The sequence below is a fragment of the Sphingobacterium paramultivorum genome (assembly GCF_014109745.1).
Lineage (GTDB): Bacteria > Bacteroidota > Bacteroidia > Sphingobacteriales > Sphingobacteriaceae > Sphingobacterium > Sphingobacterium paramultivorum.
Window position 1 is genome coordinate 2731117 of record NZ_CP058555.1, and the last position, 23884, is coordinate 2755000.

Here is a 23884-nt window from a genome sequence, read left to right on the forward strand (position 1 = left end):
AATCCCGATTATTAATAAATGACCTTATACGAATTATTTCATTTCTGCCTGCTCCACCTGTTCTACTTATACTTCAAAATAAAACCCCGATTCAGTAAGTTCTTTATATTTTACCCTGTCAAAACTATAAATCTTCGCAGCCCTGGCACGCCGATCTTTCTGCTTATCGCTGTGGTCGATCAATAAACCCATGCTGAGGATTTTTTTTCGAAAATTCCCACGGTCAATTGACCGTTGCAAAACAGTTTCATACAAATTGTGTAAATCGGGCAAGGTAAACTGTTCGGGCAGAAGCTCAAAACCGATCGGCTGATAACGTATTTTCCCTTTGAGCCTTTCGATGGCGGTATTCAAGATCTGTTTATGGTCAAAAGCGAGGTCTTTGTTTTCATCAATGCCAAACCATTTTACAGCTTCAATATCCGCACCCGCTTCCAAGATATACGTTTCAGGCTTGACGAGCGCATAATAAGCAATGCTGATCACTCTTCCGCGCGGATCACGTGCTAAGTCTGAAAATGTATAAAGCTGTTCAAGGAAAATATCCTTTAGACCGGCCTCCTCCTGCAGTTTACGACGCGCACAGTCGTCGGCGGTTTCTTCTTCCTGAATAAAACCGCCAGGAAAAGCCCATTTTCCCAAGAAAGGTTCTATTGCCCGTTTGGTCAATAATACCTTAAGTTGGTTTTTATCAAAGCCGAAGATCACACAGTCAACCGTTACCGCAGGCCTCGGATATTCATATACATATTTTTTTACAGAGGCAGTCATGTGCTACAAATTTACTTCGGTTGACAATTTGATCTGTATCCCATATTTTTCTTTTAAAGCATCAAACTGCAGGAGGGTTTGCTCTTCAAATCCGGCAATTGGCGACATGCAGTCTATCAATAAGGTAATACGGGAGGTGATGGACCGATCATGTTCAAAATATTCCAAAATCTGCACCGCCGAAGCCAATACGCAATGGCTTGATGCCTCTCCCGCGATATAAATGGCATCGTGTGCCCGTATTGCTTCAAGTACAGCATGGTTTACGAATTTATTACCATCATATTCGGCTTTAATAATACCATACATTTCCGTATTCGGATCCTGTCCTTTGTAAACCAAGATCGGTTTTACCTGACGCACAGCACTATGAAAATAGAGCATATTCGTAAATTGACTCTCAAGCTGTGCGCCAGAGGTCCCCTCCAGACAGTGATATGGCCAGATACACAATTGTTTTTTTCCCTCGGCTTCCAAATGCTGAAGATAATCCAGCGCTAAGGCTGTATGGCCATTCACAGCACGCCAGATACCGTCGCTGACATCAGCATAGCGAATGATGGTAAATGGCTCCGGATGATTTCCTTCCGTATCCAGCCAGCAATCGGCATGGAAAATCTGCATCATCGAATGACAATCAAGACTGCACATCACTTGTGTCAGGGAGCCCAAATTACGGTACATCCATTGTGTTAGACGCTGAACATCTGCTTTGGAACCATTGACCGCAAGACTCCCAATAGATTCCATAAAATCGTTCTGAACATCTATTGCCAAAAGCAGCGTCCGTTTCAGGTCCAAAGCTGCAGGCCGGACCTGCTCCTTTTCTGCCAATGCCAGCATTGCCGGTATATTATCACTTTTGCCGCTGGCAATATGCCGCACATCGACAATCTGATCAAATGGTGTTATCATGCTATTCATTTTATTTAATCAATATCTATTTCAACGCCGCATTTATTACGCAAAACGATGAAGCCATTAAACTTTTCTTCCAGTTAAAAATCATCTTCATTAAAGCATAGTTTTTGTCTCTTGTTACCTGCTATGAAGTGCTTGCGTCGATTGCCATAACTAGCCGATTGCTTTAACTAGTTAAAATTAACCCTTGAACGTAGGCACTGCTGCAAACTTGTGCGCAGATTGTTGTATACGTTTACGAATAAGTTCATCTATAACCGGGTTGCCCGATGTACCTTTCAAAATAAACCCATCGATTTGCGCATAAGTCATTCCCAGTTCATCTTCATCTGTCTGTCCTTCCCAAAGGCCTGCAGACGGACTTTTATACTGAATAGATTCGGGTACGCCCAGGTATTTTGCCAAGGTATATACTTCCTGTTTGGTAACCGTTGCCAACGGATTCAGATCGTAGGCGCCGTCGCCCCATTTCGTAAAATAACCGACTGTAGCTTCGGCCATATTTCCCGTACCAATAACAAATCTGCTGCCCAGTTGCGCAAATTGATACAAATACGTCATGCGAACACGTGGGCGAATATTTGCAAGGCTCAAGGCGCGGTTAGCGGCTGTAGCTTCTGCGACAAATTGTTCTTGATGAATTGCCAACGCATCCACAGCAGACTGAATGTCAAACACATGAAACGGAAAATCAAACTTCTGAATAAGCTCCATCGCATGCTGATGACTTTTACTATTATTCATATCGCTGCCATAGGGCATCATGACCAAATGAACATCTACTTGTGCCAGACGGCATAAGCAGGCCACAACACTGCAGTCGATACCACCGCTCATTCCCAATACAAGTCCCTGACGGCCTGCAGATTTCACTTGCTGAGCAATCCAGGATGCCATCAATTGTGCATACTGTGCAACGTTTTCATCCTGGATGAAAAACGGTTTGTTTACGCTATTTTCCATATACTCGAATTGTTTCAGTTTTCAATCTATTCCTTATTTCTTCAAAACGCGTTGTGTGTGTAAATTCACCGTCCAAATAACAGGTTTGGAGTAGGTTTCTACTTTCCAGTTCAGCTATAGTTTGTGGATTCAGGTTATCTATTAAACGAAATTCATCATTTTCGAATACCACAGCCACCATACCCTTTTGTGACTTCTTAAAGTTTCCCGTATCTGTAGCCGGACGTTTCTGAATTGCTTTAAATTCTCCATTGACAATTTCGGCAGTTCCTTTTAACGCAAAACCAAAAGTATCGCGTGTAACATATTGATAGGTATAAGAGCCTATTCCCAATATGGTATTGGTGGAAGCAAAGCCCTTATCGAGCAGACCTTGACATATTTTGTCGGCTCTATCCACTGTAATGGAATCGCCATAAACCACTCCGATATGTGGATCCAGCTCCTTAAACCCCTTGCTGTTGGTCGTACCGCCAAAAAGTTCAAATAAACGTTCGACGATACCTTTCCGAACGGTACTGCGATCAGATGCCACATCACCACAGATAATTTTTACAGGATCGCCACTATCGGGGCGAATAACAACTTTACCTTCCCTAGCCATAATAAGATCTTTCAGTTTCGGCAATACGTTGTCAACTACATTCCAGAGGTCATATGTATCCGATACGATGGAAATATTTCCACTTGGGTATACCTTGGTGATCAGATGCCGAAATGCTTCCACTTCATCCTCACCGTAGGAACACATCACACTGTGCTCCGTAGACGGGGTGTACATCATCACATCACTTTTTGCATGATAGTAGGATTTCAGATATTCCCTAACAGAAAGCGTAGCTGAGACACCGAAGCTCAATAGATGCCCCCCAGCTGTACGATAAGCCGTTTCAGGAGAGCCCATGCCACGCATGGAAAAATCACCAGCTTGGGTAAAGACTTTATTGACGTCGCCCGTTTTCTCGGCAAAACCCGTCAATAATCTTTTATAGCGATCTGCAATTGTCGCTGCTGTCATCGGTGACCAGATATAGGCCGATAATTGTGTTTCCAGATAACCCGGAAGCCAGAAAAAATTGGGATGTGTATTTTCAATGGTAAACATTGGCACGCCAATAGGCACCAGGCTACCTTCCGGCAAAGCATTTACTTTAATTGGAAGGTACCCCAGCCGATGTAGGTCGCGAATATGTTTCGATTCATGCATCGATGCGAACTTCACGTTTGTATTTTCAAAAACAGCTGCTATTGCCTCTTCGTAAGCCGCCACGACCTCTTCTTCCGGTTGAGCAAAAAAGTTTGCATCAAATGAATTCGTGATTTCGGCCAAGGCCCCCTGTAATCCAAAAAATACAACATGACTAATGCCTTCTATGCGGGACATACGTGGCGTCCAAGTCTCATAAACCCATTGCGTATGTGCAGGGTATTGATCCTTATGGCACAATTTATAACCATCTGTCCAAAGTATTGGATTCATGCTCATTGATTTAAACATAGCTTTCAGTCGTTAAGTTGATATAATTTATTTTGGGGTGCTTGGTATCCATCATAGAATTGGTGGTAAAGACGTTGGTTATCGGTGAATCATCATCCAGCAGATTCCCTTTAAAAATTCGGGGTTCGCAATGTGTGACCAAAAGATAGACTGCACTGGCTCCCATTTCTTTCAATATTTTCCCGGCCCAAAGAAATGTTCCCCCTGCCGAACACAGGTCATCGACAATAATACATTTTGCGCCGAGCGGAATATCTCCGGCCTTAAGTTCCATCCCTTCGATCCGGCCTGTTTGTGGGTTCCGCTTTTTCTCAAAAACACAGCTATTTTCATAGCCACTGTTGATGTAACGTGCCGCGGCTCCCTTATCCGGGAAAACAATCCGATCTGATTCCGAAAAATCAAGTTTTTCCATTAATTGTGGCAACCAGTCCAATGCCGGATAAAGCCCACCACTGTTCGCCAGTAGCTCCAGCGTCACATTGGAATGTGGTTCGACAACAGATACCGTATCAAATTGCAAACTATTGATAAACTCCGACACATATTTCAATGTGAATAAATCACCTTCAATTTTGCGATCCATACGGCTATAAGGCATATAACGGATTAGTAACCGACAAGTTTCAGCTTCGGTTTCATCCAATCGCTTTTTGACAAAAAGCAAGCGGATTAAATCCCCATCCTCCTGATAAGTAAATTCAATGAGATTGTTCTTTAAGATCAACTGATCAAAATCTTTCACTTTTGTCTCCCCATTTGGAAATTGCTCTGTGACTATCTGATGCTTATTTAATACAATCATAGCTTTTAATTTTGCTTTCTACTATTGAGTACTTTTTACTCAACAAATATGAAGATTAAATTTAAGCTTGCAAAATATATTGAGTACTTTTTACTCATAAAATCAAAAAACAATACATAAAATACTGACTATAAGTTAAATAATTTAAATAAAACTGCGTGACGCAAAATTCATCCCCCATTTCTAAATAGTGAACATGAAACTGATTTCCTGATTAGCGTATAGCTAATCAAGATAAGTATTAGATCGAAACATACGCATACCAAGTTGTATCTAATAACAATTTTTAATCAATACTTAGACAGTGATCATTCATTGATTATACAGTATATACTGAGTCATCACTGAACAAGCACTGAACGATCACTGAACAAGCACTGAACAAACAATGTTAAAAGGTAAAATTTGATACCACTCGGATCCCTGTTTGCTAGTACAGCTTCCCGCTCTTTGTTTGATTAACGGGTAGAAAGAAAAACACGTCCTACAAGACAGAAAAATGTGATGGAAATGTTGACTGCACAGGCCTATAGGAAATGTTCAGGTGATAAAAAACCGCTGAGAGACAGTTTCAATAAAAATTAGCTGATTATAGGGATTGAAATTTTGCGATAAAACATGATCTTTGTCTATACCAAAGTCACAAAATTCTTTGTCAGCCCACAATGTGCTAACAAAGAATTTGAATTACTTAAGCATAAAGCATGGAATTAGCCAATCTTATCAAACAGGATATTGAGTCAATTTTACAGATTGAATCTCAAGACATCAGACAATTGGTCGAGGACTATCGCGAAGACTTAATGGATGCGGAGACCTATGACGCCATCGATGCGTACAATATGTTATATTCGAATATTTACGAAATGTCGGAGGAAGAATACCTGGATGCTTTTCGTACATTAGGAGAAGCTTATCCAAACTTTGGCAAGGCCGATGAAAATGACGTCCAAAAATCAATCGCTGAATTGGAACGATTAAAACATGCTTTTAATGAACTACAACTCCATACAACAGAAGGCAAACAGCTTCTAGCATTACAATTAGCGGTTTTGGAACTGGATATTCAGGTCTATCAAAAACAAATCTTATCGCCGACTACACTTGAGATACAAGCTGAGATCAACTTACTGGAAACCGAATCGTTTGGATTAACCAATCAGATCAATCAGTTTTTAGAACAATACCACGATTAGTCATGCTATCATTTTATCCAATGAATCGCTTAGGGTTAAAAACAGGTCTTTGCCTTCTTTACTTACTAGCCGGTCTTGCAACATCGTTGTTTGCATATCAAAACAAGATCTCTTTTCAGTCACAACAGCAGACAGGAAACAGACTACCCTTTTACATTACGGACCAAGGGACGCTTTGTTATAATTTGCCTGTCGACACGATGGGCGTATACGCTATACAGATCAATCTCAACAGACTTTTCCCGACCGCAACGGCAGAGCATCTTCGTTCAAAATATTATGAACTATCAGACAGCACAATAACAATAATCAACTATGCCGAACCGGCTACCGCCATCAACTATAGGGTTACTGATAACAACTTTGTCATATCCAAATCCTCCAATTGGCTCGCGGACTATCAACCTGAATTTCAATTCATCGCTTTGGACAGTCTCAGACACATGGAGAACTTATTCGACACGAACGATTTGGACGGCCTAATGCAGGTGGAAGCAACCAAGCTCCCTTTTGAAAATATACTTTTATTTTTTAGTCAGCTGCATGGATTTTCCACGGTAGAAGAATTTAGCAGCAATGCCATTCATCGGATTTTAGAAAAGGATCAGTATGCTATTGCCAAACAATTTCATCACTTATTTCTGACCAGAAACAGACAAGTCGATGATTTCGAAATACTGAAGGCGGCAATAGAAAAAAACGACATGGATTTTATCCGTAAAAGCTCTTTAAATAGTCTGAACCGTCTGGGTATAGATGAAGTTAAAGCGGATTATAGCTTCACACAATGTACACTACTAGGAAAAGCGATCTTAATGAAAAACAACATAGCCATAGAGTATCTTTTGCAGAAAGGTGCCGCCAAAGATAAAGTATATCAGTATGAATCCGACGTATTATCTGCTTTTCAACTCGCCGAAAGGAGCAAATCAAAGAAAATCATTAAACTATTTCAGTAAATCATAAATAAAACAATGAAAAAGACACTTATTTACCTGATATCTCTTGTTAGTTATCTTGTGATCACCGCAGCGCTGACATTGCCAGTTCATGCGCAAAAAAAGCCAGTGGTTCCCAAGCAATCGAATGCTAATTCAAAACTACCCCAGTTCAACGATGGCGATATGATCTTTCAGTCTTCTATTTCACCGCAATGCAAGGCCATCCAATTAGCAACGCGTTCTCCGTATTCCCATTGTGGGATTATTTTTTACGAGCAGGGCAAACCTTACGTACTGGAAGCCGTACAGCCCGTAACTGTAACTAAGTTAGAACACTGGATTCAGCGTGGCGAAAAGCAGCATTACGCGGTCAAGCGCCTCAAAAATGCTGACCAGGTACTGACCAATTCGAAACTAGCCAAAATGAAAGCAATCGGCAAAGATTTTCTCGGAAAAAATTACGACGCGACATTCGAATGGTCAGACGATAAGATCTACTGCTCGGAATTGATCTGGAAAATATACCAGCGTGGAGTAGGCATCGAAGTTGGGAAGCTTGAAAAACTGAAAGATTTTGATTTAAGCAGCCCCGAAGTGAAAACTAAGCTGAAAGAACGTTATGGTAACAATGTTCCGCTGAATGAAACGGTCATATCACCCGCCTCAATTTTTAATAGTCCATTGTTGATTACGGTGACGAGTAATTATTAAGCAGGCTCGCCCCCTATTTTTGAAGCTGAACAACATTTCCGCCATTTAATTTACTTTCTTCTGCTGCATCTATAAATGCGCATATTGCCAGGGTTTCCATTTCGTCAACCGGACTTACACCTGTTTCGAAAAACGGAAGGATCTTATCCAACAATGGGCCGTACCCCATAAATTGTCCCAAATGGACAATCTGATCTTTCAAAAAAACCGTTCCACCAAAATCATCCTTCCCCTCACGGATACCCCGAAGTGAGGCAATTCTTCCATCCGCCCACTCCCCAACATAAAATGAAGTACCCTGTTCCTGAATAGTTTTTACCGAGCGGCATCCCGGTCCCATCAATGCAAATAACATTTCGACCCCATGGATGCCATACCAATACAGATCCTTATGTGAAGGTTCCGTTACTGCCGGACAATAGACGTCTGCGCCTATTACCTTAGTCCTATCTAATTCCTGAAGACCAGCAATATAACGCAAGGAGCTTGAGGAAAAAACAGGGCAACCGTAGTTTTTTGCCGCTTGAAAAATTTGGAAAGCGTCCCTATAGGAATTCGCTATTGGTTTATCGATAAATAAAGGTTTTTTAGCTTTGATTACTTGAAGTGCCTGCTCCAGATGAAGATTTCCATCATTTGTCTCCAAAAACACATAGTCTACTTTTTTCAATAGCTCGGCAATACTTGATACAATCGAAACACCGAGCTGCTGCACTTCCGCTGTAATTTTCGGAATACGCTCAATACTTAAGGGGATTGTTTTGCTTCCGTAGGGATAAGCCGCAACAACCCTGTATTTTCCGTAGGGATGATTGCTAGCAGCCGTATTAATCGCTCTTGTAAAAGCAACAGCGTGTGTAATGTCTAGCCCAATGATCCCTATCTTTTTTACGTTATCATGCTCCGAGAACACCTTATTATTCGCATTAACGGCATAAGATAATCCAAATGCAAAGGAGGACATCAAGAATTTTTTTCTATTCATTTGATTCATTCAAAAGGGAAATAGCTGCATTGACTAAAACAGCGATTGATGTTTCGAAAGCCTTTTCATCCAGATTGAACTGTGGATTATGAAGACCATATTGTGTGGCAGAATCGTCATTATTTGTGCCGATCAACATAAACAAGGCGGGATAACGATAAGAATAATAAGCAAAATCCTCGGCTGCCATCCAGATTTCGAGATCTTGTGGCACACTATTCCCCATCGTCTCCGCAATAATTGTTTTGACTTTTTGTGTTAATGCGGGATCATTATAAAGCGCGGGATAACCATGCCGGACTTCAACTTCTACCTTTGCACCAAGCGATACGGGAAGCGTTGCCGCTATTTCAGCAACCGTTTCCAGCGCCTCCTTGCGCCACACCTCATCCATTGTACGAAATGTTCCGGCTAATTTAACTTCCTCGGGTATAACATTGGCAGCACCATCTCCAATAAAACGACCAAAGGTCAATACAGACGGTACATCAGGGTTGGCTTTCCGACTGACAACTTGCTGTAATGTGGTGAGTAATTGTGCGCCGATCATAATGGGATCAACAGCCCGATGTGGCTCCGCAGCATGGCCACCACGTCCCTTAATGGTGAAATAGAACTCGTCGCTCGAGGCCATAAATCGCCCGGAACGTAAACCGACTTTTCCTACAGAAACACGAGGACTTACATGTAAACCCAGCACAGCTTTAATCGTTCCACCAAAAGATTCCAGAATCCCGGATTCCAAAACCTGAATCGCTCCGCCAGGAATCTTTTCCTCAGCAGGCTGAAATAGCAAAACAATTTTACCGGAAAACTCCGTTTTATAATCATTTAATATAGACGCTGCCCCCAATAGATTAGCCGTATGAAAATCATGGCCACAAGCATGCATGACACCACTATTCTTCGATTTATATCCCACATCATTTTGCTCGTCTATCGGTAAAGCATCAATATCTGCCCGTAATACCACAATATCATCACTCGCCGATTTTTGACCGGTCAGTACAGCCACAACACCTGTTTGAGCGACAATCTCAAATGGTATACCCAACCCACTGAGTTGCTGCTGAATATAGGCGCTTGTCTCATATTCTTGAAAAGACAATTCAGGATGCTGATGGATATGTCGGCGTATTGCAACGATTTTCGGAAAAATGGTCTCTATCTTGGCATTTAATTCTTTCAGTATTGGGTCGATCATCTGGGTAAGTTTTAAAAGTATAACACTTCAACAAGTTAAGCTAAAAATAACGTACATAAAAATAGAGCACCAACACCGTTATAATTATCCACCATAAGGTCGGATTTCGAAATCCACGGTAAGCGGCTTTATCTTGATCCGGCACCTGAAAAGACTCGCCCGTCAACACAAGATTTTTTAACCTTGCTTCTGAGACCGCAGGTGTCAACAAACTGACCACTGCGCAAGCAATCATACAAGTCCAGAATACAATACCTGTTCTGTTAAAAAATGGCATTTCAGGTAAGGTGTATTCCAAAAGTAAAGAAAGGGGAATTGTTAGTAAACCTGCTGTCAAAGCACCCTGCGATGTGGTTCTTTTCCAAAACACCCCCATTAAAAACATCGTTGCAATACCTGGTGTAAAAAGACCGTATAGATTCATCAAATAAAGGAAAACTGGTTTATCCGAATAACTGATCAATACAACCGCACTCATGATTCCGAGCACGATAATAGCGACTCCGGCACGCTTACCAAAACGGACTGCTTCGTAGTCACTTGCATTTTTATTAATATACTGGCTATAGATATCGACGGTCAGAATCGTTGTACAGGAATTGATCGCTCCTGAAATATGGGACATGATGGCCGAAATTAACCCTGCCATCACCAAACCAACAAGACCTTTGGGCAATAAGGTTTCCACGAGTGTCGCAAACAGTAAATCGGGCTGATCGAGATGCGGCAGGAATTTTGGAGCCACCAATGCCGGAATAGTAATAATCAAAGGAACCAAAAATTTAAGATAGTCACCAAAGATGACACCCATGCGCCCATGCCATTCATTTTTTGCCGCCAATACGCGCTGCACAATAAATTGGTTCGTAGCACAATAAAACACGCTGATACACAACAGTCCGCCTAAATACATGGTCCAGGGAAAGTCAGGATCAGATGCAGGATAAAACATTTTCCAATCCTTGGAGGATTCTACCACAGACTGAAAACCTCCTGCCGCATCAATGGTAGCAAAAGTCAATACTATTCCGCCCAGCACCAAAATGACAAGCTGTACCATCTCCGTCCATATCACCGCTTTTAGGCCGCCTAAAACGGTATATAAACCGGTCAAAATTGCCATTCCAAAAATACTGTATAAAATAGGAATACCGAATAAAGCGTGCAGTGACAGACCGCCCAAATAAAGAACGGCCCCAATCTCCACAAAAACATAGGTAAACAAGATCAAAATAGCGTACAACACGCGGGTAGCGTTGCCGTATCTTTTTTCGAGGTATTCAGGAATCGTATAGAAACCGTTGCGGATATAAAAAGGGAGAAATATCCATAATAATGCATTAAAACCGATTAGAATCGCTCCCCATTCCAGGGTAATCGCGACAAAACCGCGACTATAAGCAGCCCCCATAGCGCCAACGAGATGATGGCTGCTGATATTTGCGGCGATGATACTTCCACCAATCATCCACCAGGGCAGCTTATCACCCGCAAGAAAATAATCCCGCTTCGAGGCGGAGTTTTTTTTCGAAGCGTATAAGCCCAATACCACTATACCAATAATATATACGGCAAAAATAACGACATCAATCCAATCGAGTTTCATCGGTCAATAATGTTTGAATTCCTAATTTAGTTTGTTCAATAAGTATTTCAAGACCGCCGCTGGCATAGGGGCTTTGCCACACAGCATAAATATCCTTATCATAAAGCTCCTTCGGTGCGAGATACCCCACATAGCCATTCGCGATATTGATAAAAACGATCGTATGATCTGGAAATTGGGCTCTCACTTCGATTTGATAACAGGAATAGGCTTCATTGGCCTGCGCCACCAACACAGCATCTCCCATTTTCCAGATCCACACCGGAATAATAGCTTCCTGTTGATCTCCAATGGATTTACGGGTATTATATTTCCGCCAAAGGCGATCTTTCATAACACGATCCGTACAGCGTTCGTATTCACTCAAAATTGCTTCGGGACTAGGCAGTTTTTTGTAAGGCACTTTAACAGATAATACCCTTTGCTTAAAATCGATTGAAGCGGCCTGTTCCCGAAATCCCCAACAGGCCAGTGGAGCCCCCGAAATCAAGGATTCCTTAAAAACCCAGTTTTTATAACTATGCTGTTCCTGGGCCAGCGTCGCGAGAACAGCATAACCCAACTGCTTTCCGTTGGCTTCGACCAGTGCTGGATCCTTTACATACTGTCTCCGCGGAGCTAAATCACCTGACGCGCCCTGTAAAAAAAGACAAGGCACGAATAACGAGCGCTCTACTGTATTTCGCATTTCGCCCACAAAATCGGGTGAGAGCAGATCATTCTCGTGAGCAAAGCTGGTTGGGTGGCAAGCATAATTACAAATAACCGCTTTTAAGCTTTCAGTTTCATTATACAGCCGTCCGACCAACAGGGTTGTATCTGCTTCTTTCAATGGATTGTAACCAATCAGATAATGAGAATCTACTTCCAGATCGCGGTTGCTGGCCAAATCGCATACACCATAGTTCCAGGTTAGACTTCCCTTAAATAGCCCATTTTGTGCCATTTCAACACAAGATATCGCCTGTTGTTTGAGGAATTCAAGGTAAGGCAAAATCAGTTCACCTCCAGGTTGCGCTGCATCTGTCGAACAGATACTAGGCCCCGCATGGGTATGCGATAGCGCAAAAATCAGCTGCGATTCAGCCAGATTAAAATGACTGAGCAGTGCTAATCGCAAATTTTGTTCATCAGCTGCATTTTTCCACCAGCCTAAATCAGCGGTTAGCAGAATTGCAGGCAAGCCATCGCAGGATTGCATATATAGACAATGCATCATCAAAGGCTGATGAACAGCCGTTGCCTGGTCAAATGCAGCTGCCCCCCAATTACGGGAATAGATGCCGATCGGTGGAGTAATATCACATTGGCTAAGTCCAAATCGTCCGTACAAACTACCCGTCGTTTCTTTCAAGAGGTCTTTCTGTTGCATACGTTAAGGTCTAATCAAAGACAGTCCACCATCCATCACGATTGCGGTACCAGTCATATGTTTACAATTGTCCGAACAGATCCATAGCACCTGTTTAGCAACCTCTTCGGCTTCTATAATCTGGCCAAGTGGCACCACAGCCTTTGCTTTCATTTGAAGTTCGGCGTTTGATGACCAGACCACTTTGCTCAGCCCGGCATTGACATAGCCTGGTGCAATTTCGTTGACACGAATTCCGTATGCTGCATATTCAAGAGCCATGGCCTGACAAAGCATACGCAGGCCCGCCTTAGAGACACTATAGGCCGGTAAATTTTGATGTACGGCGTGTGCAGCCCAGCTACCCATAAAAATGATCGAGCCCGCAAGCTCAGTCTCCACAAATGACTTCGCACAGGCATTCGCCAGGAAGAATGAACCGTCGAGATTAACGGCCATTTCATTCTTCCATTCCTCGTTGCTTAACGTGCTGAAATCTTTAATAGTGACACATGCAGCATTCGCGATACAGATGGATATTGCGCCCAACTCCTGCCTTATGCGTTTCACCCAGGCGTCCACCTGCCTGGCGTCTGCAACATCGACCTGATCATAAAACAAACGTGCTCCAGCGTCATCCAACAAGGACCATCGCTCTCTCGCCACATGTGGTTCAAACCGATCCGAGATGCATACAATTGCCTGCTGGGTCAAAAATGCTTCAGCCATAGCCCTTCCGATATCACCAAGTCCCCCACTGATCAATACGACTTTATTCTTATATTCCTCCATTATCGCTATTTTTAGACTACCAATCCCCTACACTACCGTCTTTATAGAAGGTTCGCTGCAATATTTCCTGTTGAAAAGGATGCTTCTTTACCTCTTCTTCATTGATTTCAATACCCAAACCAGCGCGCTTATTCGGCAGAACAATCCGCCCTTTCTCTTGAACTGTAAACCCTTCGGTAACCACGTCCTGGCGCCATTCAACGTCCTTATGCACACTTTCGCAAATAATGTAGGATGGTGTTGCAAATCCCAGCTCAATGGAGGCGGCCGTACTCACAGGTCCCTGAGGGTTATGTGGCGCCATAGATACACGGTAAGCATCAGCCAAAGCTGCGATCTTACGCGCTTCAGAGAGACCGCCACAATGGGTAATATCAGGTTGAATCACACTCACTGCCCGCTTCTCGAGCATATCCCGAAATGCATGCACTCCGATCAAACGTTCGCCTGAAGCAATAGGTGTCGTCACTGCCCGTTGAATCAAGGCAATATCTTCCATGGTCTCTGGCCAGCATGGCTCTTCAAAGAAATACAGGCCGTAAGGCTCCAATGCTTTCGCAAATTGCATCCCCATACGTGGGCTTGGCCGCGCATGGCAATCCACCATAATATCAATATCGTCGCCAACAGCGTCACGCATCGCCTTCACGCAAGCTTCAGCATATTTAATTGGACGAAGACCTTCCAAAGACATTGTCTCTGGGACAGCCATCGATTTAAAAGCGGTAAAACCCTCGTCAACAGCTTTCAGTGCAAGATCACCAAATCGTTTGGCATCATCCGGAGCAGTCTCATAAAAATCCTCCATGCGACCTCCACCTAAATGACAATACAAACGGATATAATCACGCACACGGCCTCCCCACAACTCGTGACAAGGGACATTGTGAATTTTACCTAGAATATCCCATAAGGCGATGTCGATACCACTGATGGCCGTGCCACGAACGATCCCGTTTCCATGCCAGAAGTGTTGTCTATACATCATCTGCCACAGGTATTCAATACGACGCGGATCTTCACCGATCAACAATTGAGAAATATCTTTGATTGCTCCGACCACACTTTGCGTATGCCATTCCAAGGTGGCTTCGCCCCAGCCCCAAAGTCCGGGCTGATCGGTAATAATTTTGACAAAAATCCAATTTCGCATGCGCGCATGGCACACAAAGGTTTCAATAGCGGTTATTTTCATAGTTAGGGTTTACAAACTTTTTATTACGCGTTCAGTTGCCTCCAACGTTCTGTCTATATCATCCTCCGTATGCGCAAAGGAGATACTTCCTTGTTTAATTGGTGCCGGGAAATTGAAAATCCCTTCTTTAATAAGCTTTTTACGATATTGGGTATCCAGTTCAAAGTTGTGGTTATCCAAAATATCATGAAAATTGACTGGCGCATGGTCCATAAAATATGTACAGAAGGCAGATCCTTGACGTGCGACATAAAATGGTACGCCTAATTTAGGAAATATTTCGTTATATCCCTGCTCCAAACGCGCACCAAGTGCTTCTACGTGCTCATAAACTCGATGCTCGGAGCTGCCTAATTTTTTCAATGTCGCAATTGCCGCCGCAGTCGTTAATGGAAAAGCATTAAAAGTACCGGCAATCATCACCCGCTTCGACTTATCAGGATCTACAAAGTAATCCATATATTTTTTCTTTCCTGCAATAACACCCAATGGGTAGCCGTTTGCAACCGCCTTTCCGAAAGTTGAAAGATCCGGCTGAATACCACAGATCGACTGATAGCCGCCCAGCGCATGTCTAAATCCAGTTTTCACTTCATCAAAGATCAACAGAAATCCATGCTCGTCCGCCATCTTGCGTAAGCCTTCCAGGTAACCTTCCTTTGGCTTTACAATACCGATATTCTGAAGAATAGGCTCCAACAAAATACAGGCAACATCATATTTTTGAACCACATACAGCACACTTTCCAAATCGTTGTAGTTGACAATGTGTACTAAATCGCTGTGATTTTTGGGAACGCCAGCACTTAATGAATCGAATGGATATTCCCCCGGACTTTGATATGAGCCAACATCTGCACGTTGACTGATCACATTGCAGGCCACATCGTTATGCCAGCCATTGTAGCCCCCCTGCATAACAATCACATGATCACGCCCTGTTACTGCACGGGCAATACGGATCGCATGGTAAGTCGCTTCCGACCCTGTAGTTGTAATCTGAACGCTCTCCACCGAAGGAACAGACTGACAAAAAAGCTCCGCAAACTCACCTTCCAGTAGCGTTGGCCCAGCCCCCATCAATACCTGCTGTTCCTGCAATGTCTGTAACACTGCGGCGTTCACGTCAGGATCATTATGCCCCAGAAAGGATGCTGCAAATCCAGCCTGATAATCTATGTAGCTGTTCCCATCAATATCTTCGACCAAACTACCATTCCCTTTGACGAAGCAGATATTCGGATCTGACTTCCGATTTAACGATACCACTCCACCAGGTATCCATCTTGCATTCTCCCGCAGTATCGCGGCTGATTTTTCATTTTCTTGCATGCCTATTAAAAGTTTTGCTATTTGTTATTGTTATAATTGGACGATCACCGCCACACATGTTGCAGTCATCAATAAATTGTATTTAAATACACCTTATTTTATGTATACCAAATTACAATATTTTTGTATACATTTAAAATAAATTTTAAAATTTTTAAAAATGAACATTCTCATTGAAGGACTTCTTTTTCCAGAAGGCCCCGCTTTCGACCGGGAGGGTGGCCTATGGCTTGTGGAGAAAGAAGCAGGAAATTTGATCTATTACAAAGACAATCAGTATAGCAGAATAGCTGTGAATGGACATCCCAACGGAATTGCAATCGATAAAAATGGCATGATATGGTTTTGCGACTCACAACAAAACAGCATCCGTTGCTATGATCCCTTCGACAAAACCACGACGACAATAGTCACGGAAATCGCAGGAAAGCCATTAAAAATGCCCAACGACTTATGTTTTGATACCGAAGGGAACCTACTATTCTCCTGCCCGGGAAATGACCTGGAAGATGGCACAGGCTACATCTGCTGTCTACATAAACATGGTGCGCTTACGAAGATCCACACAGGCCTTTTTTACCCAAACGGATTGGCCTTTGCAGCAGACAACTGCACACTTTTTGTCGCTGAAACAGGCACAAAATGGATCTGGAAAATGCACTGGAACAGCTTGACACAACAGGTGGAAAACATCGAAAAATTCATAGAAACAGGCGGTAGTATCGGCCCGGACGGCATAGCCCTCACGCACGACAATTATCTTTTTGCAGCGATTTATGGATCGCAACATATCCTATCCATTGATACCAAAAACAAGACGACCGAGAAAATACCTACACCGGGGAAGAATCCAACGAATTGTGCTTTAGACCCAAAAGGCATTCAGGGACTTATGATTACAGAAGCTGAAAAAGGGCAATTGTTGCAGTGGGACAGCACAAAAAAGGGTCTATTGTAAACAATAGACCCGCTATAAAAATCCAAAAAAACATTAAACCAGTTCCAACGCCTCTTGCTCGCCCCGATCCAAATGATGAACCAGGGTGGTATAAGCTTTATTCCAATCATCCGCTTTCAGCGCATCAACAATAGCGCGATGCTCCTTCTCCGTATCCAGGTAATCTTCCATCTGCCCCATAATAGCCCCGAGTTTCATATGGAATAAGGGGATGTTACTATTCTTGTAAATGGAAATCAACCTTGAATTGCAAGTTCCTTCAATAATCCGCTCATGAAAACGAACATCCGCCTCGCAAGCGCCACCATAATAGCCTTTACTGACCATGTCGGAAAAATCGTTGCAGATCAGTTCCAAATCTTCGATAAGCTCTTTACTTTTCTTTGAAAACAGAATCTTTAATGCGCCTATCTCCAACAGCTCACGCAGCTCACGAATATCCTTCACATCTTCGACCGTCATTTTCTTCACAAAGCAGCCACCTTTTTCACCAAACTCAACCAGACTCTCCCCTGCTAAACGCATAAAAGCCTCACGAACAGCCACTCTACTCACCGCCATCTTATCCGCCCAAGCACTCTCCACCAATCTTGCCCCGCCAGACAGCTGACTGGACAAAATTTTCTTACGTACTTCTAAATAAACTTTATAGGCAAGCGAATCCTCTTTCATATTGTATACAATTTTATGCAAAAATAAGAATACAAAATCATTAAAAAAATTTAAACAATGTATTCTTTAATTAATCTTTCCCTCTTGGGCTCCATACTGTCTTCCCGGCGACAAATAAATAGTTTCGGCTTTAGATTTCCAACTGGTTGTATGATTCCCTTTCAGGACATTTATATTAAAGCTACTATTTTTTAATGAACTTTTCATATTCCAGAAACCATCTTTCAAACCGACCACAACAACTTCATACTGTTGATCTCCCGGTACCACAAATTCAATGGGCTCATCAAGATATTGATTTGGTTTGGCCACCACCAGTAAACGATCAGCCACTCTTATGAGGTAATAATTCGCTTTTTCCTCCGAATACACCGGTAATTTTGAAGAGCCACTCTCCGTCATCTGAAAAACCGAAGCGTAACTAGCCTGATCACTTTCCTGCTTGGGTGAAATCATAATCCGTGTTCCCCTAGCCTCTGGCCATGGAGACTTGACCTGATAAAGATCACCAAAAACAAAAGCAGTCGAATCATCTGAATACAACTTCACCGCACACTCTTTTAACTGTGGCTTCAGCAAATCAACATAAGTAGAACCGGCTGCGTTTTTAAATTTACTGGTCAACACAAAACCTGTTTCACTTGGTACAGGCTTTTCAAGCGTATTGATCTGCCAATAGGGTTCGAATTTCTTATCATTGGTCTTAAGCTCATCCATTAAGACAATGACAGCAGGCACATCCTTTCTCTTTAAATTCAAAAACAGGAAACTTTTTGCATAGGATTTTACTTTAGCCGTATATGCCGCCGTTAGATCCATATTGAAATAGCTATAGCTCGGCTGAATGGGATCGTTACCAAATGCGGATGCCCTGATCTCTCCGGTATGGTACCAGGAATCATTTAACACCTCGTCAACCGTGCGCGGAAAACGCTGGCTAAACCGAGTCCCACCATCGTTTGTTTTCGTCCTGAATAAAAGCGGTTCCGCAGGATCACGCACCAACAGCATACTGTGTGCAACCGACCGTTTATTAAAGTTAAAATCATAAGGGGAACCATACGAAAGATACAGCCCAAGATCACCAACCTGAATACCATGATGATAAATCTGCAGTGCACCTGCATCGGCATGCTGATGATTGCCAAAATGATAACCGCCCCCCTTAATTTCTGCAACCACATCGGAACTTCCGTTCTCTTCGCTCCAGCCTGTCCGGGCAACCATAGACCCTAAAATAGGTCCAAAATCTTTCGTCAACGGCATTTTCTCACGGTCAAAATCAGGCTTCAATTTTGGATCATCCAAGAGGAGGAACAAGATTGGATTGTCAGGCAAACCGCCCTGTTTGACAAACTCAGCCTTAATTACCGGATTGCCTGAATAGGCGTAACAAAGCAGCATGGTCTGTGGATTTTTCCAATAAAAATCAGCACTGCTGTTGTACTTTACATTGAACATATCGCCGTCGCGTAACATTTTTCCGTCAGGCGTGCGCATATACAGCCAATAATAGGGCATATTCTTGATATTATCGTCAAAAACCGGATAACCGAGCATGCGATAATACAACCAGGCTCCATGCATTTCCCACCCAAAACGATAGCCACCGTAATCAACACCTTGATTATGGCGCGGAGACTGATACTCAAACTTGCGCATGGGTACCAATTCTTCCAAAATAGAATACGAAGTATACTTGTAAGGTACAGGATCCTCGTCATATAAAGCAATACTCATTGCCAGCAGATCGCGCGACACCTGTGCCTCATTCCCATGCCCATTGATAATACTTTCGATACCAAAAAAGGGAGGCCAGCCAATTTCCATATCTTGAGCCAGACGCATCATATTTTTATGCAGACTGGTCTTAACGTGTACATCCAATAATGCGTAGCACCAGTCATACACCAGTGCACCCGTGTAAATTGCACGTCCCAACTCGCGTGTAATATCACCATAGGAAACATTCCCGAACTCCAACATTGTCAAGTATTGATCTGCCAGCCTTACCGCCTCCCTGCCTATTTTTTCGTCACCGGACATGAGGTAATAAAACGCTTTTGATTCAATAGCACGCTCGAGCTTTTCATCGTAAAACATTTCCTTATTCGGATCAAAAATAAATTGAACAGGTTGTTGCGCAAGTGTTTTCACTTTCCCCCAAGCTTCCAGATGCTCCGCTTCTTCCAACCGCCCCTTAACGACGGGCAATGATTCTTTGTTAACCCATAGCCTCGGGTGACCTGCGGGAGGAACAATCTTTGGTTTATAATTTTCTGCTGCAGCTGGCGCAACCGGAGGCACAAAGGCATTGATCGAAACAGCTTTAATCTTAAAATAAGCTGGCAATTGCATACCGACCGTCTGCTTCCCTTTCTCAAAATAAAATTTACCAAGATCTTGCTTCGCACCTTTAAAGCTGTCAAATACGATCCGTTTGGTCGATCGTGCAGCGCGAACATCAATCATTGCATACAGCGTCATCATACCTGTTTTATCTGCCGCCTTAATTTTATCCAAATAGATAACCTCACCTTCAGAAACCAAGGTATAGACACCAGCCGTCGGAACATCCACCTGCACCTGCAGGCGCTGTCCATTTCCCTTTATCGAAGTAACCTTTGCCTGCTGCCCATAGGACGTTCCAAGGGTCGCCATAAAAGCGATCCCCAGAAAAGTACCTTTAACTTTTAGCCATATCCTTGCACCCATATCTTTATTTTACTTGCAACCTTTTTACACTGATCTTCATTTCTTTCGTGGTATTATTGACGCTATTGACAAATACATAAGCATTGTATTTACCATCAGCCGTTTGCAGCCATATTCCTGATTCAGCTTTTAAATTAATCGCAAAATCTGGCGCATCTACGAACGATTTATCTTTCAAATCCACATCGTCCACAAATACACTGTATTGCAATCGCGCCAACTGTTGATCGCGCACAGTCCAAGCCTTCACGATCTTCGTTTTATTTGTCAGTCCCACGGGCAAGGTGAAGCTCGGCAAATAACTGGCATCCGTCGTGGGAGCAACCAAAGAATGTGCATAAGTCACCGTTGGCAATGCCCGGTACAAATAGATCAAATCAATCTTATCCGGGTTTGCCGCCGCTTCGGTAGCAGTATACCATTTTAGGTCGGCCACAGAAAAAAAGCAGGCCGCGCCGTCTTTCCCGATCAAGTCCAAAGCCATATCCATATTACGAATCGCATAAGCTTCGGTCTTCAAGGCAATTTCCTGCCCATTACTGGACCTCGCCCTGAACGTAAAAGTGACCGATTTACCTTTTGCTGCTGCCGGTATTTTGTAGCTATAACGCAGCGTTGAAGCGGAGGTATCTTTTGTAAATTTCACCTCCATGCTATTCCCATTTACTGCAGCAGGGTCGCCAACAACAACACCTATATCTGCCCCTGTACTACTGGTGTAGTACGATTTGTTTTCAAGCACGGTACCCTCATCACCCGAAATACTGGCTTCTACAGAAATTGATGTAAGTTTCCCCTGATCTGGCAAAATCGCCGCAGCATAAGCAAAATCTATGGTAGCCCCAACCACATTAGGCCCTAAAGAGCGCTTAATAATATCGTTTTGCAAACCATCTTTTGCTGTTGGAATTTCATAAGCTTCTTCTTTACAAGAACCGAACAACAAGAGCCCAAATCCGATGGACAACAGCCCTATTTTTAAATAATTTGTTTTCATCAGCTTACTTATTTTTGTACTGTCAAATAAACTTTATACGTCTTACGAACCTTTCTATTTCCAGACACGACAGTCCATTCACGTGGCGTATCCAAATTGGAAAAATCCTGTTTTCCTAAAATCTTAGGATCTAACACCGCATCGGTGACCAATGAAAACTGTGGGTATAGATTTTTCAAATCCGTACCAAAGAGCACCTCCACTTTTATGGTTTGCTCAACGGTATCCACCAACGCAGCTTTTGTACGTACCGTCTGAAAATCGGCGCCCAACAGTTCAAAACTACTGACATAACATTCCGACCTGGTCGTGATCAACAAACCATCCTCATCCATTGGATAATCATCCTTACAACCGGACAAGCTAACGAACAGCATACCGATTAAAAATAATGTATATTTCATTTTATTACAGTCAAGTGTTACCATATTATTTCCAAGGTATATTTTGTGTTAAATTCGGATTCCGCGAACGTTCTGTTTCCGGAATTTGATAGATATAACACTTTTGATAAGTCAATTCAGACTCATTGAAAAAAAAGCGTTCCCAATTATTTCCAAAACTATCCTGGAACCATTTTCCATCACCATAAGGTTTGCCAAATACTGTTTCCAGTTTACGCCATCTCCTCAAGTCAAACGCACGCTGCCCTTCGCCAAACAACTCAACAATTCTTTCCTGCTCTATAGCATCAAAAAATGCATCACGAGAAGAGGTTTTAGCTCCAGCAAGCGCAGGTAGGTTACCACGACGCCTGACCTTATTAACCAAATCAATTGCATCCGCCTGTGGACCACCAATCTCATTGGTTGCTTCAGCATACATCAGGTATACGTCAGCAATGCGCATCAAAGGCCAATTGTAATTTCCATCACTACGCGCCACGCCACCATAATTGCGCACAAATTTACGCGATTGCAATCCCGAGAGATTTGTGGTATTATCGGTAAAGGAAGTTTTATAGGAGACGCCGTTAACCGTCACCGCAGCTCCCCAAGTTTTGTAGACAAAGGGAATATAACCTGTGGTCTCCGTAGGGCTCATACTCATAATCAATTCGTAATCCCACAACAAAGTCGCTTTCATGCGATAATCGCGATTACGGTACGACTCAGGGTTCACCGCTGAATTTGCCGTAGTACGTGCTGCAGGATTTTTAACCGGATCTAGCTGAACCATCTTTGGTAAGAAATCTCCCGTAACGGTAGATTGGTAACGGTCGGCCAATTCATAGCGCGGAATCGCTTGATTCTGTCCTAAAGATACCAATGGCCCCGTCCATACACGTTGGTACTCCTCACTTTGTTTTGTTCCCACACCGCCGTGGGTAAGCACCATGACCATTTCCTCATCTTGGCTCAAGTTGCCCGTAGAAGGTATAAACATATAGTAATAATTTGGGAGCACATCAGCCTTCCCCAATTCACCCCATTGACCTGGATCACCATTTCTAAACATTTTGATTCCAAAATCATTGATTACACGTTTAAAATCCGCAGCGGCCGCAGTATATGCCGTTTTAGCCTCTGCAGCAGATTGTACAAATCCATCCAATTCAGGCCATCCATTTTTCTTCCACGACCCCCAGTACAATTGAAACTTACCACGAAAGGCCAATGCAGCAGGCTTACCGGCACGACCAATTGCAGACCCCTTGTTGGGCAATTTGTCCACTGCATAGTTCAAATCGGCCATAATAGAATCTTTCAGCTGTCCAATAGGCATTCTCCGCACCGTATCAGCCTCTATGGGAGCTGGCGCCGATTTATAAAAATAAGGCACATCACCCCATAGGGAAATCAATCTAAAGTATGCAATGGCGCGCAACAACTTGGCCTCCGCCACAATAGTTTCCAGGGTTTGTTTTACAGCATCAGTTTTTGCTACGGGCAACAAACGCGCATTGGTATTTTCGATCACAAAGTTAGAACTGAATATAGATCCATACAATGCTCTGTACATTGCCGATGCACCAGAGCCATAATTCATCGGACTATTGACCGTTAATGAAATAGGCGCCGCACCAGTATTGTACATTTTAAGGTAATCTCCATGTCCATCAAAATGATAGTCGCGATCAAAACAAGGCCTAAATATAGAATAATTCGCCATTAACGCAGCAAGCGCGTCATTTTCGTCCACCCAGAACGTTTCGGAGCTTGGCGTTGTTGTTGGATTCTGATTCAACAAATCTTTGCGACACGCGGACAAACCAAGAAGCAGCAAAGAAGAAATAAACAATATGTTATATATCGATTTCATAAGTTCAAA

21 protein-coding genes are annotated in these 23884 nt (G+C 43.0%); 4 read left to right on the forward strand and 17 right to left on the reverse strand.

The genetic code is table 11. The annotated features are described in order from the left end of the window. Positions 1 to 66: 66 nt before the first annotated feature. The 5 genes from HS960_RS11845 to HS960_RS11865 form a co-directional block, all read right to left on the reverse strand. Complete coding sequence (locus tag HS960_RS11845; protein WP_182332766.1) at positions 67 to 771, reverse strand: NUDIX hydrolase; 705 nt, start codon at positions 769 to 771, stop codon at positions 67 to 69. Between the two features lie 3 nt (positions 772 to 774). Further along, complete coding sequence (locus tag HS960_RS11850) at positions 775 to 1686, reverse strand: cysteine hydrolase family protein (RefSeq protein WP_182332768.1); 912 nt, start codon at positions 1684 to 1686, stop codon at positions 775 to 777. 186 nt (positions 1687 to 1872) lie between these two features. Then, positions 1873 to 2655 carry an NAD(+) synthase gene (gene nadE / locus HS960_RS11855; RefSeq protein WP_182332770.1) on the reverse strand — a complete coding sequence of 261 codons (783 nt, stop codon included), beginning with the start codon at positions 2653 to 2655 and terminating at the stop codon, positions 1873 to 1875. Further along, on the reverse strand, positions 2645 to 4135 hold the full coding sequence (locus tag HS960_RS11860) for a nicotinate phosphoribosyltransferase (RefSeq protein ID WP_200845598.1): 1491 nt from the start codon (positions 4133 to 4135) through the stop codon (positions 2645 to 2647). The genes nadE and HS960_RS11860 overlap by 11 nt, the downstream gene beginning before the upstream one ends. Before the next feature lie 10 nt (positions 4136 to 4145). After that, positions 4146 to 4958, reverse strand: coding sequence for a ribose-phosphate pyrophosphokinase (locus HS960_RS11865; protein ID WP_153847389.1), 813 nt, complete (start codon positions 4956 to 4958; stop codon positions 4146 to 4148). Between the two features lie 704 nt (positions 4959 to 5662). On the opposite strand from HS960_RS11865, the gene HS960_RS11870 reads away from it, so the two are divergent. From HS960_RS11870 to HS960_RS11880, 3 genes are read left to right on the forward strand one after another with little or no spacing between them, the layout of a single operon-like run. Then, positions 5663 to 6154: a hypothetical protein gene (locus HS960_RS11870; RefSeq protein WP_153847388.1), complete on the forward strand. Its 492-nt coding sequence runs from the start codon at positions 5663 to 5665 to the stop codon at positions 6152 to 6154. A 2-nt stretch (positions 6155 to 6156) separates the two neighbouring features. After that, positions 6157 to 7113, forward strand: a complete 957-nt coding sequence (locus HS960_RS11875; protein ID WP_153847387.1) for a hypothetical protein — start codon at positions 6157 to 6159, stop codon at positions 7111 to 7113. 15 nt (positions 7114 to 7128) lie between these two features. Next, positions 7129 to 7806, forward strand: a complete 678-nt coding sequence (locus HS960_RS11880; RefSeq protein ID WP_153847386.1) for a YiiX family permuted papain-like enzyme — start codon at positions 7129 to 7131, stop codon at positions 7804 to 7806. Positions 7807 to 7819: 13 nt separating this feature from the next. On the opposite strand, the gene HS960_RS11885 is transcribed toward HS960_RS11880, so the two are convergent. From HS960_RS11885 to HS960_RS11915, 7 genes are read right to left on the reverse strand one after another with little or no spacing between them, the layout of a single operon-like run. Further along, the gene (locus HS960_RS11885) at positions 7820 to 8791 is read right to left on the reverse strand and encodes a Gfo/Idh/MocA family oxidoreductase (RefSeq protein ID WP_228280292.1); all 972 of its coding nucleotides are present in this window, start codon (positions 8789 to 8791) and stop codon (positions 7820 to 7822) included. Continuing rightward, positions 8784 to 9995: a M20 metallopeptidase family protein gene (locus tag HS960_RS11890; RefSeq protein ID WP_228280294.1), complete on the reverse strand. Its 1212-nt coding sequence runs from the start codon at positions 9993 to 9995 to the stop codon at positions 8784 to 8786. The genes HS960_RS11885 and HS960_RS11890 overlap by 8 nt, the downstream gene beginning before the upstream one ends. Before the next feature lie 40 nt (positions 9996 to 10035). Further along, positions 10036 to 11601, reverse strand: a complete 1566-nt coding sequence (locus tag HS960_RS11895; RefSeq protein ID WP_159728805.1) for an SLC5 family protein — start codon at positions 11599 to 11601, stop codon at positions 10036 to 10038. Continuing rightward, positions 11582 to 12973: a hypothetical protein gene (locus tag HS960_RS11900; RefSeq protein ID WP_182332774.1), complete on the reverse strand. Its 1392-nt coding sequence runs from the start codon at positions 12971 to 12973 to the stop codon at positions 11582 to 11584. The genes HS960_RS11895 and HS960_RS11900 overlap by 20 nt, the downstream gene beginning before the upstream one ends. Before the next feature lie 3 nt (positions 12974 to 12976). Then, on the reverse strand, positions 12977 to 13744 hold the full coding sequence (locus HS960_RS11905; RefSeq protein ID WP_228280296.1) for an SDR family NAD(P)-dependent oxidoreductase: 768 nt from the start codon (positions 13742 to 13744) through the stop codon (positions 12977 to 12979). 16 nt (positions 13745 to 13760) lie between these two features. Further along, positions 13761 to 14939 carry a galactonate dehydratase gene (gene dgoD / locus HS960_RS11910; protein WP_075991901.1) on the reverse strand — a complete coding sequence of 393 codons (1179 nt, stop codon included), beginning with the start codon at positions 14937 to 14939 and terminating at the stop codon, positions 13761 to 13763. Between the two features lie 9 nt (positions 14940 to 14948). After that, a complete protein-coding gene (locus HS960_RS11915) occupies positions 14949 to 16271 on the reverse strand; it encodes an aspartate aminotransferase family protein (RefSeq protein ID WP_075991900.1) in 1323 nt (440 codons plus the stop codon). Between the two features lie 160 nt (positions 16272 to 16431). On the opposite strand from HS960_RS11915, the gene HS960_RS11920 reads away from it, so the two are divergent. Continuing rightward, positions 16432 to 17229 (forward strand): SMP-30/gluconolactonase/LRE family protein, encoded by a 798-nt coding sequence (locus HS960_RS11920; RefSeq protein WP_182332776.1) that lies wholly within the window; start codon positions 16432 to 16434, stop codon positions 17227 to 17229. A 33-nt stretch (positions 17230 to 17262) separates the two neighbouring features. Here HS960_RS11920 and HS960_RS11925 read toward each other — a convergent pair whose 3' ends face one another. The 5 genes from HS960_RS11925 to HS960_RS11945 all read right to left on the reverse strand — a co-directional run bounded on the left by HS960_RS11925 (position 17263) and on the right by HS960_RS11945 (position 23875). Then, a complete protein-coding gene (locus tag HS960_RS11925; RefSeq protein ID WP_153848019.1) occupies positions 17263 to 17901 on the reverse strand; it encodes a GntR family transcriptional regulator in 639 nt (212 codons plus the stop codon). Between the two features lie 66 nt (positions 17902 to 17967). Further along, on the reverse strand, positions 17968 to 20616 hold the full coding sequence (locus tag HS960_RS11930) for a hypothetical protein (protein ID WP_182332778.1): 2649 nt from the start codon (positions 20614 to 20616) through the stop codon (positions 17968 to 17970). A 4-nt stretch (positions 20617 to 20620) separates the two neighbouring features. Beyond that, the gene (locus HS960_RS11935) at positions 20621 to 21613 is read right to left on the reverse strand and encodes a DUF4466 family protein (protein WP_159728818.1); all 993 of its coding nucleotides are present in this window, start codon (positions 21611 to 21613) and stop codon (positions 20621 to 20623) included. 8 nt (positions 21614 to 21621) lie between these two features. Then, positions 21622 to 22017, reverse strand: a complete 396-nt coding sequence (locus HS960_RS11940; RefSeq protein WP_046676362.1) for a hypothetical protein — start codon at positions 22015 to 22017, stop codon at positions 21622 to 21624. Positions 22018 to 22042: 25 nt separating this feature from the next. Next, the gene (locus HS960_RS11945; RefSeq protein ID WP_159728820.1) at positions 22043 to 23875 is read right to left on the reverse strand and encodes a RagB/SusD family nutrient uptake outer membrane protein; all 1833 of its coding nucleotides are present in this window, start codon (positions 23873 to 23875) and stop codon (positions 22043 to 22045) included. Positions 23876 to 23884: the final 9 nt, after the last annotated feature.

Coding starts and splice junctions, on each gene's coding strand:
- HS960_RS11885 (WP_228280292.1), bottom strand. CDS start 8,791: ATGAATAGAAAAAAATTCTTGATGTCCTCCTTTGCATTTGGATTATCT.
- HS960_RS11870 (WP_153847388.1), top strand. CDS start 5,663: ATGGAATTAGCCAATCTTATCAAACAGGATATTGAGTCAATTTTACAG.
- HS960_RS11925 (WP_153848019.1), bottom strand. CDS start 17,901: ATGAAAGAGGATTCGCTTGCCTATAAAGTTTATTTAGAAGTACGTAAG.
- HS960_RS11865 (WP_153847389.1), bottom strand. CDS start 4,958: ATGATTGTATTAAATAAGCATCAGATAGTCACAGAGCAATTTCCAAAT.
- nadE (WP_182332770.1), bottom strand. CDS start 2,655: ATGGAAAATAGCGTAAACAAACCGTTTTTCATCCAGGATGAAAACGTT.
- HS960_RS11920 (WP_182332776.1), top strand. CDS start 16,432: ATGAACATTCTCATTGAAGGACTTCTTTTTCCAGAAGGCCCCGCTTTC.
- HS960_RS11845 (WP_182332766.1), bottom strand. CDS start 771: ATGACTGCCTCTGTAAAAAAATATGTATATGAATATCCGAGGCCTGCG.
- HS960_RS11900 (WP_182332774.1), bottom strand. CDS start 12,973: ATGCAACAGAAAGACCTCTTGAAAGAAACGACGGGTAGTTTGTACGGA.
- HS960_RS11905 (WP_228280296.1), bottom strand. CDS start 13,744: ATGGAGGAATATAAGAATAAAGTCGTATTGATCAGTGGGGGACTTGGT.
- HS960_RS11935 (WP_159728818.1), bottom strand. CDS start 21,613: ATGAAAACAAATTATTTAAAAATAGGGCTGTTGTCCATCGGATTTGGG.
- HS960_RS11875 (WP_153847387.1), top strand. CDS start 6,157: ATGCTATCATTTTATCCAATGAATCGCTTAGGGTTAAAAACAGGTCTT.
- HS960_RS11850 (WP_182332768.1), bottom strand. CDS start 1,686: ATGATAACACCATTTGATCAGATTGTCGATGTGCGGCATATTGCCAGC.
- HS960_RS11945 (WP_159728820.1), bottom strand. CDS start 23,875: ATGAAATCGATATATAACATATTGTTTATTTCTTCTTTGCTGCTTCTT.
- HS960_RS11940 (WP_046676362.1), bottom strand. CDS start 22,017: ATGAAATATACATTATTTTTAATCGGTATGCTGTTCGTTAGCTTGTCC.
- HS960_RS11930 (WP_182332778.1), bottom strand. CDS start 20,616: ATGGGTGCAAGGATATGGCTAAAAGTTAAAGGTACTTTTCTGGGGATC.
- HS960_RS11890 (WP_228280294.1), bottom strand. CDS start 9,995: ATGATCGACCCAATACTGAAAGAATTAAATGCCAAGATAGAGACCATT.
- HS960_RS11915 (WP_075991900.1), bottom strand. CDS start 16,271: ATGCAAGAAAATGAAAAATCAGCCGCGATACTGCGGGAGAATGCAAGA.
- HS960_RS11895 (WP_159728805.1), bottom strand. CDS start 11,601: ATGAAACTCGATTGGATTGATGTCGTTATTTTTGCCGTATATATTATT.
- dgoD (WP_075991901.1), bottom strand. CDS start 14,939: ATGAAAATAACCGCTATTGAAACCTTTGTGTGCCATGCGCGCATGCGA.
- HS960_RS11880 (WP_153847386.1), top strand. CDS start 7,129: ATGAAAAAGACACTTATTTACCTGATATCTCTTGTTAGTTATCTTGTG.
- HS960_RS11860 (WP_200845598.1), bottom strand. CDS start 4,135: ATGAATCCAATACTTTGGACAGATGGTTATAAATTGTGCCATAAGGAT.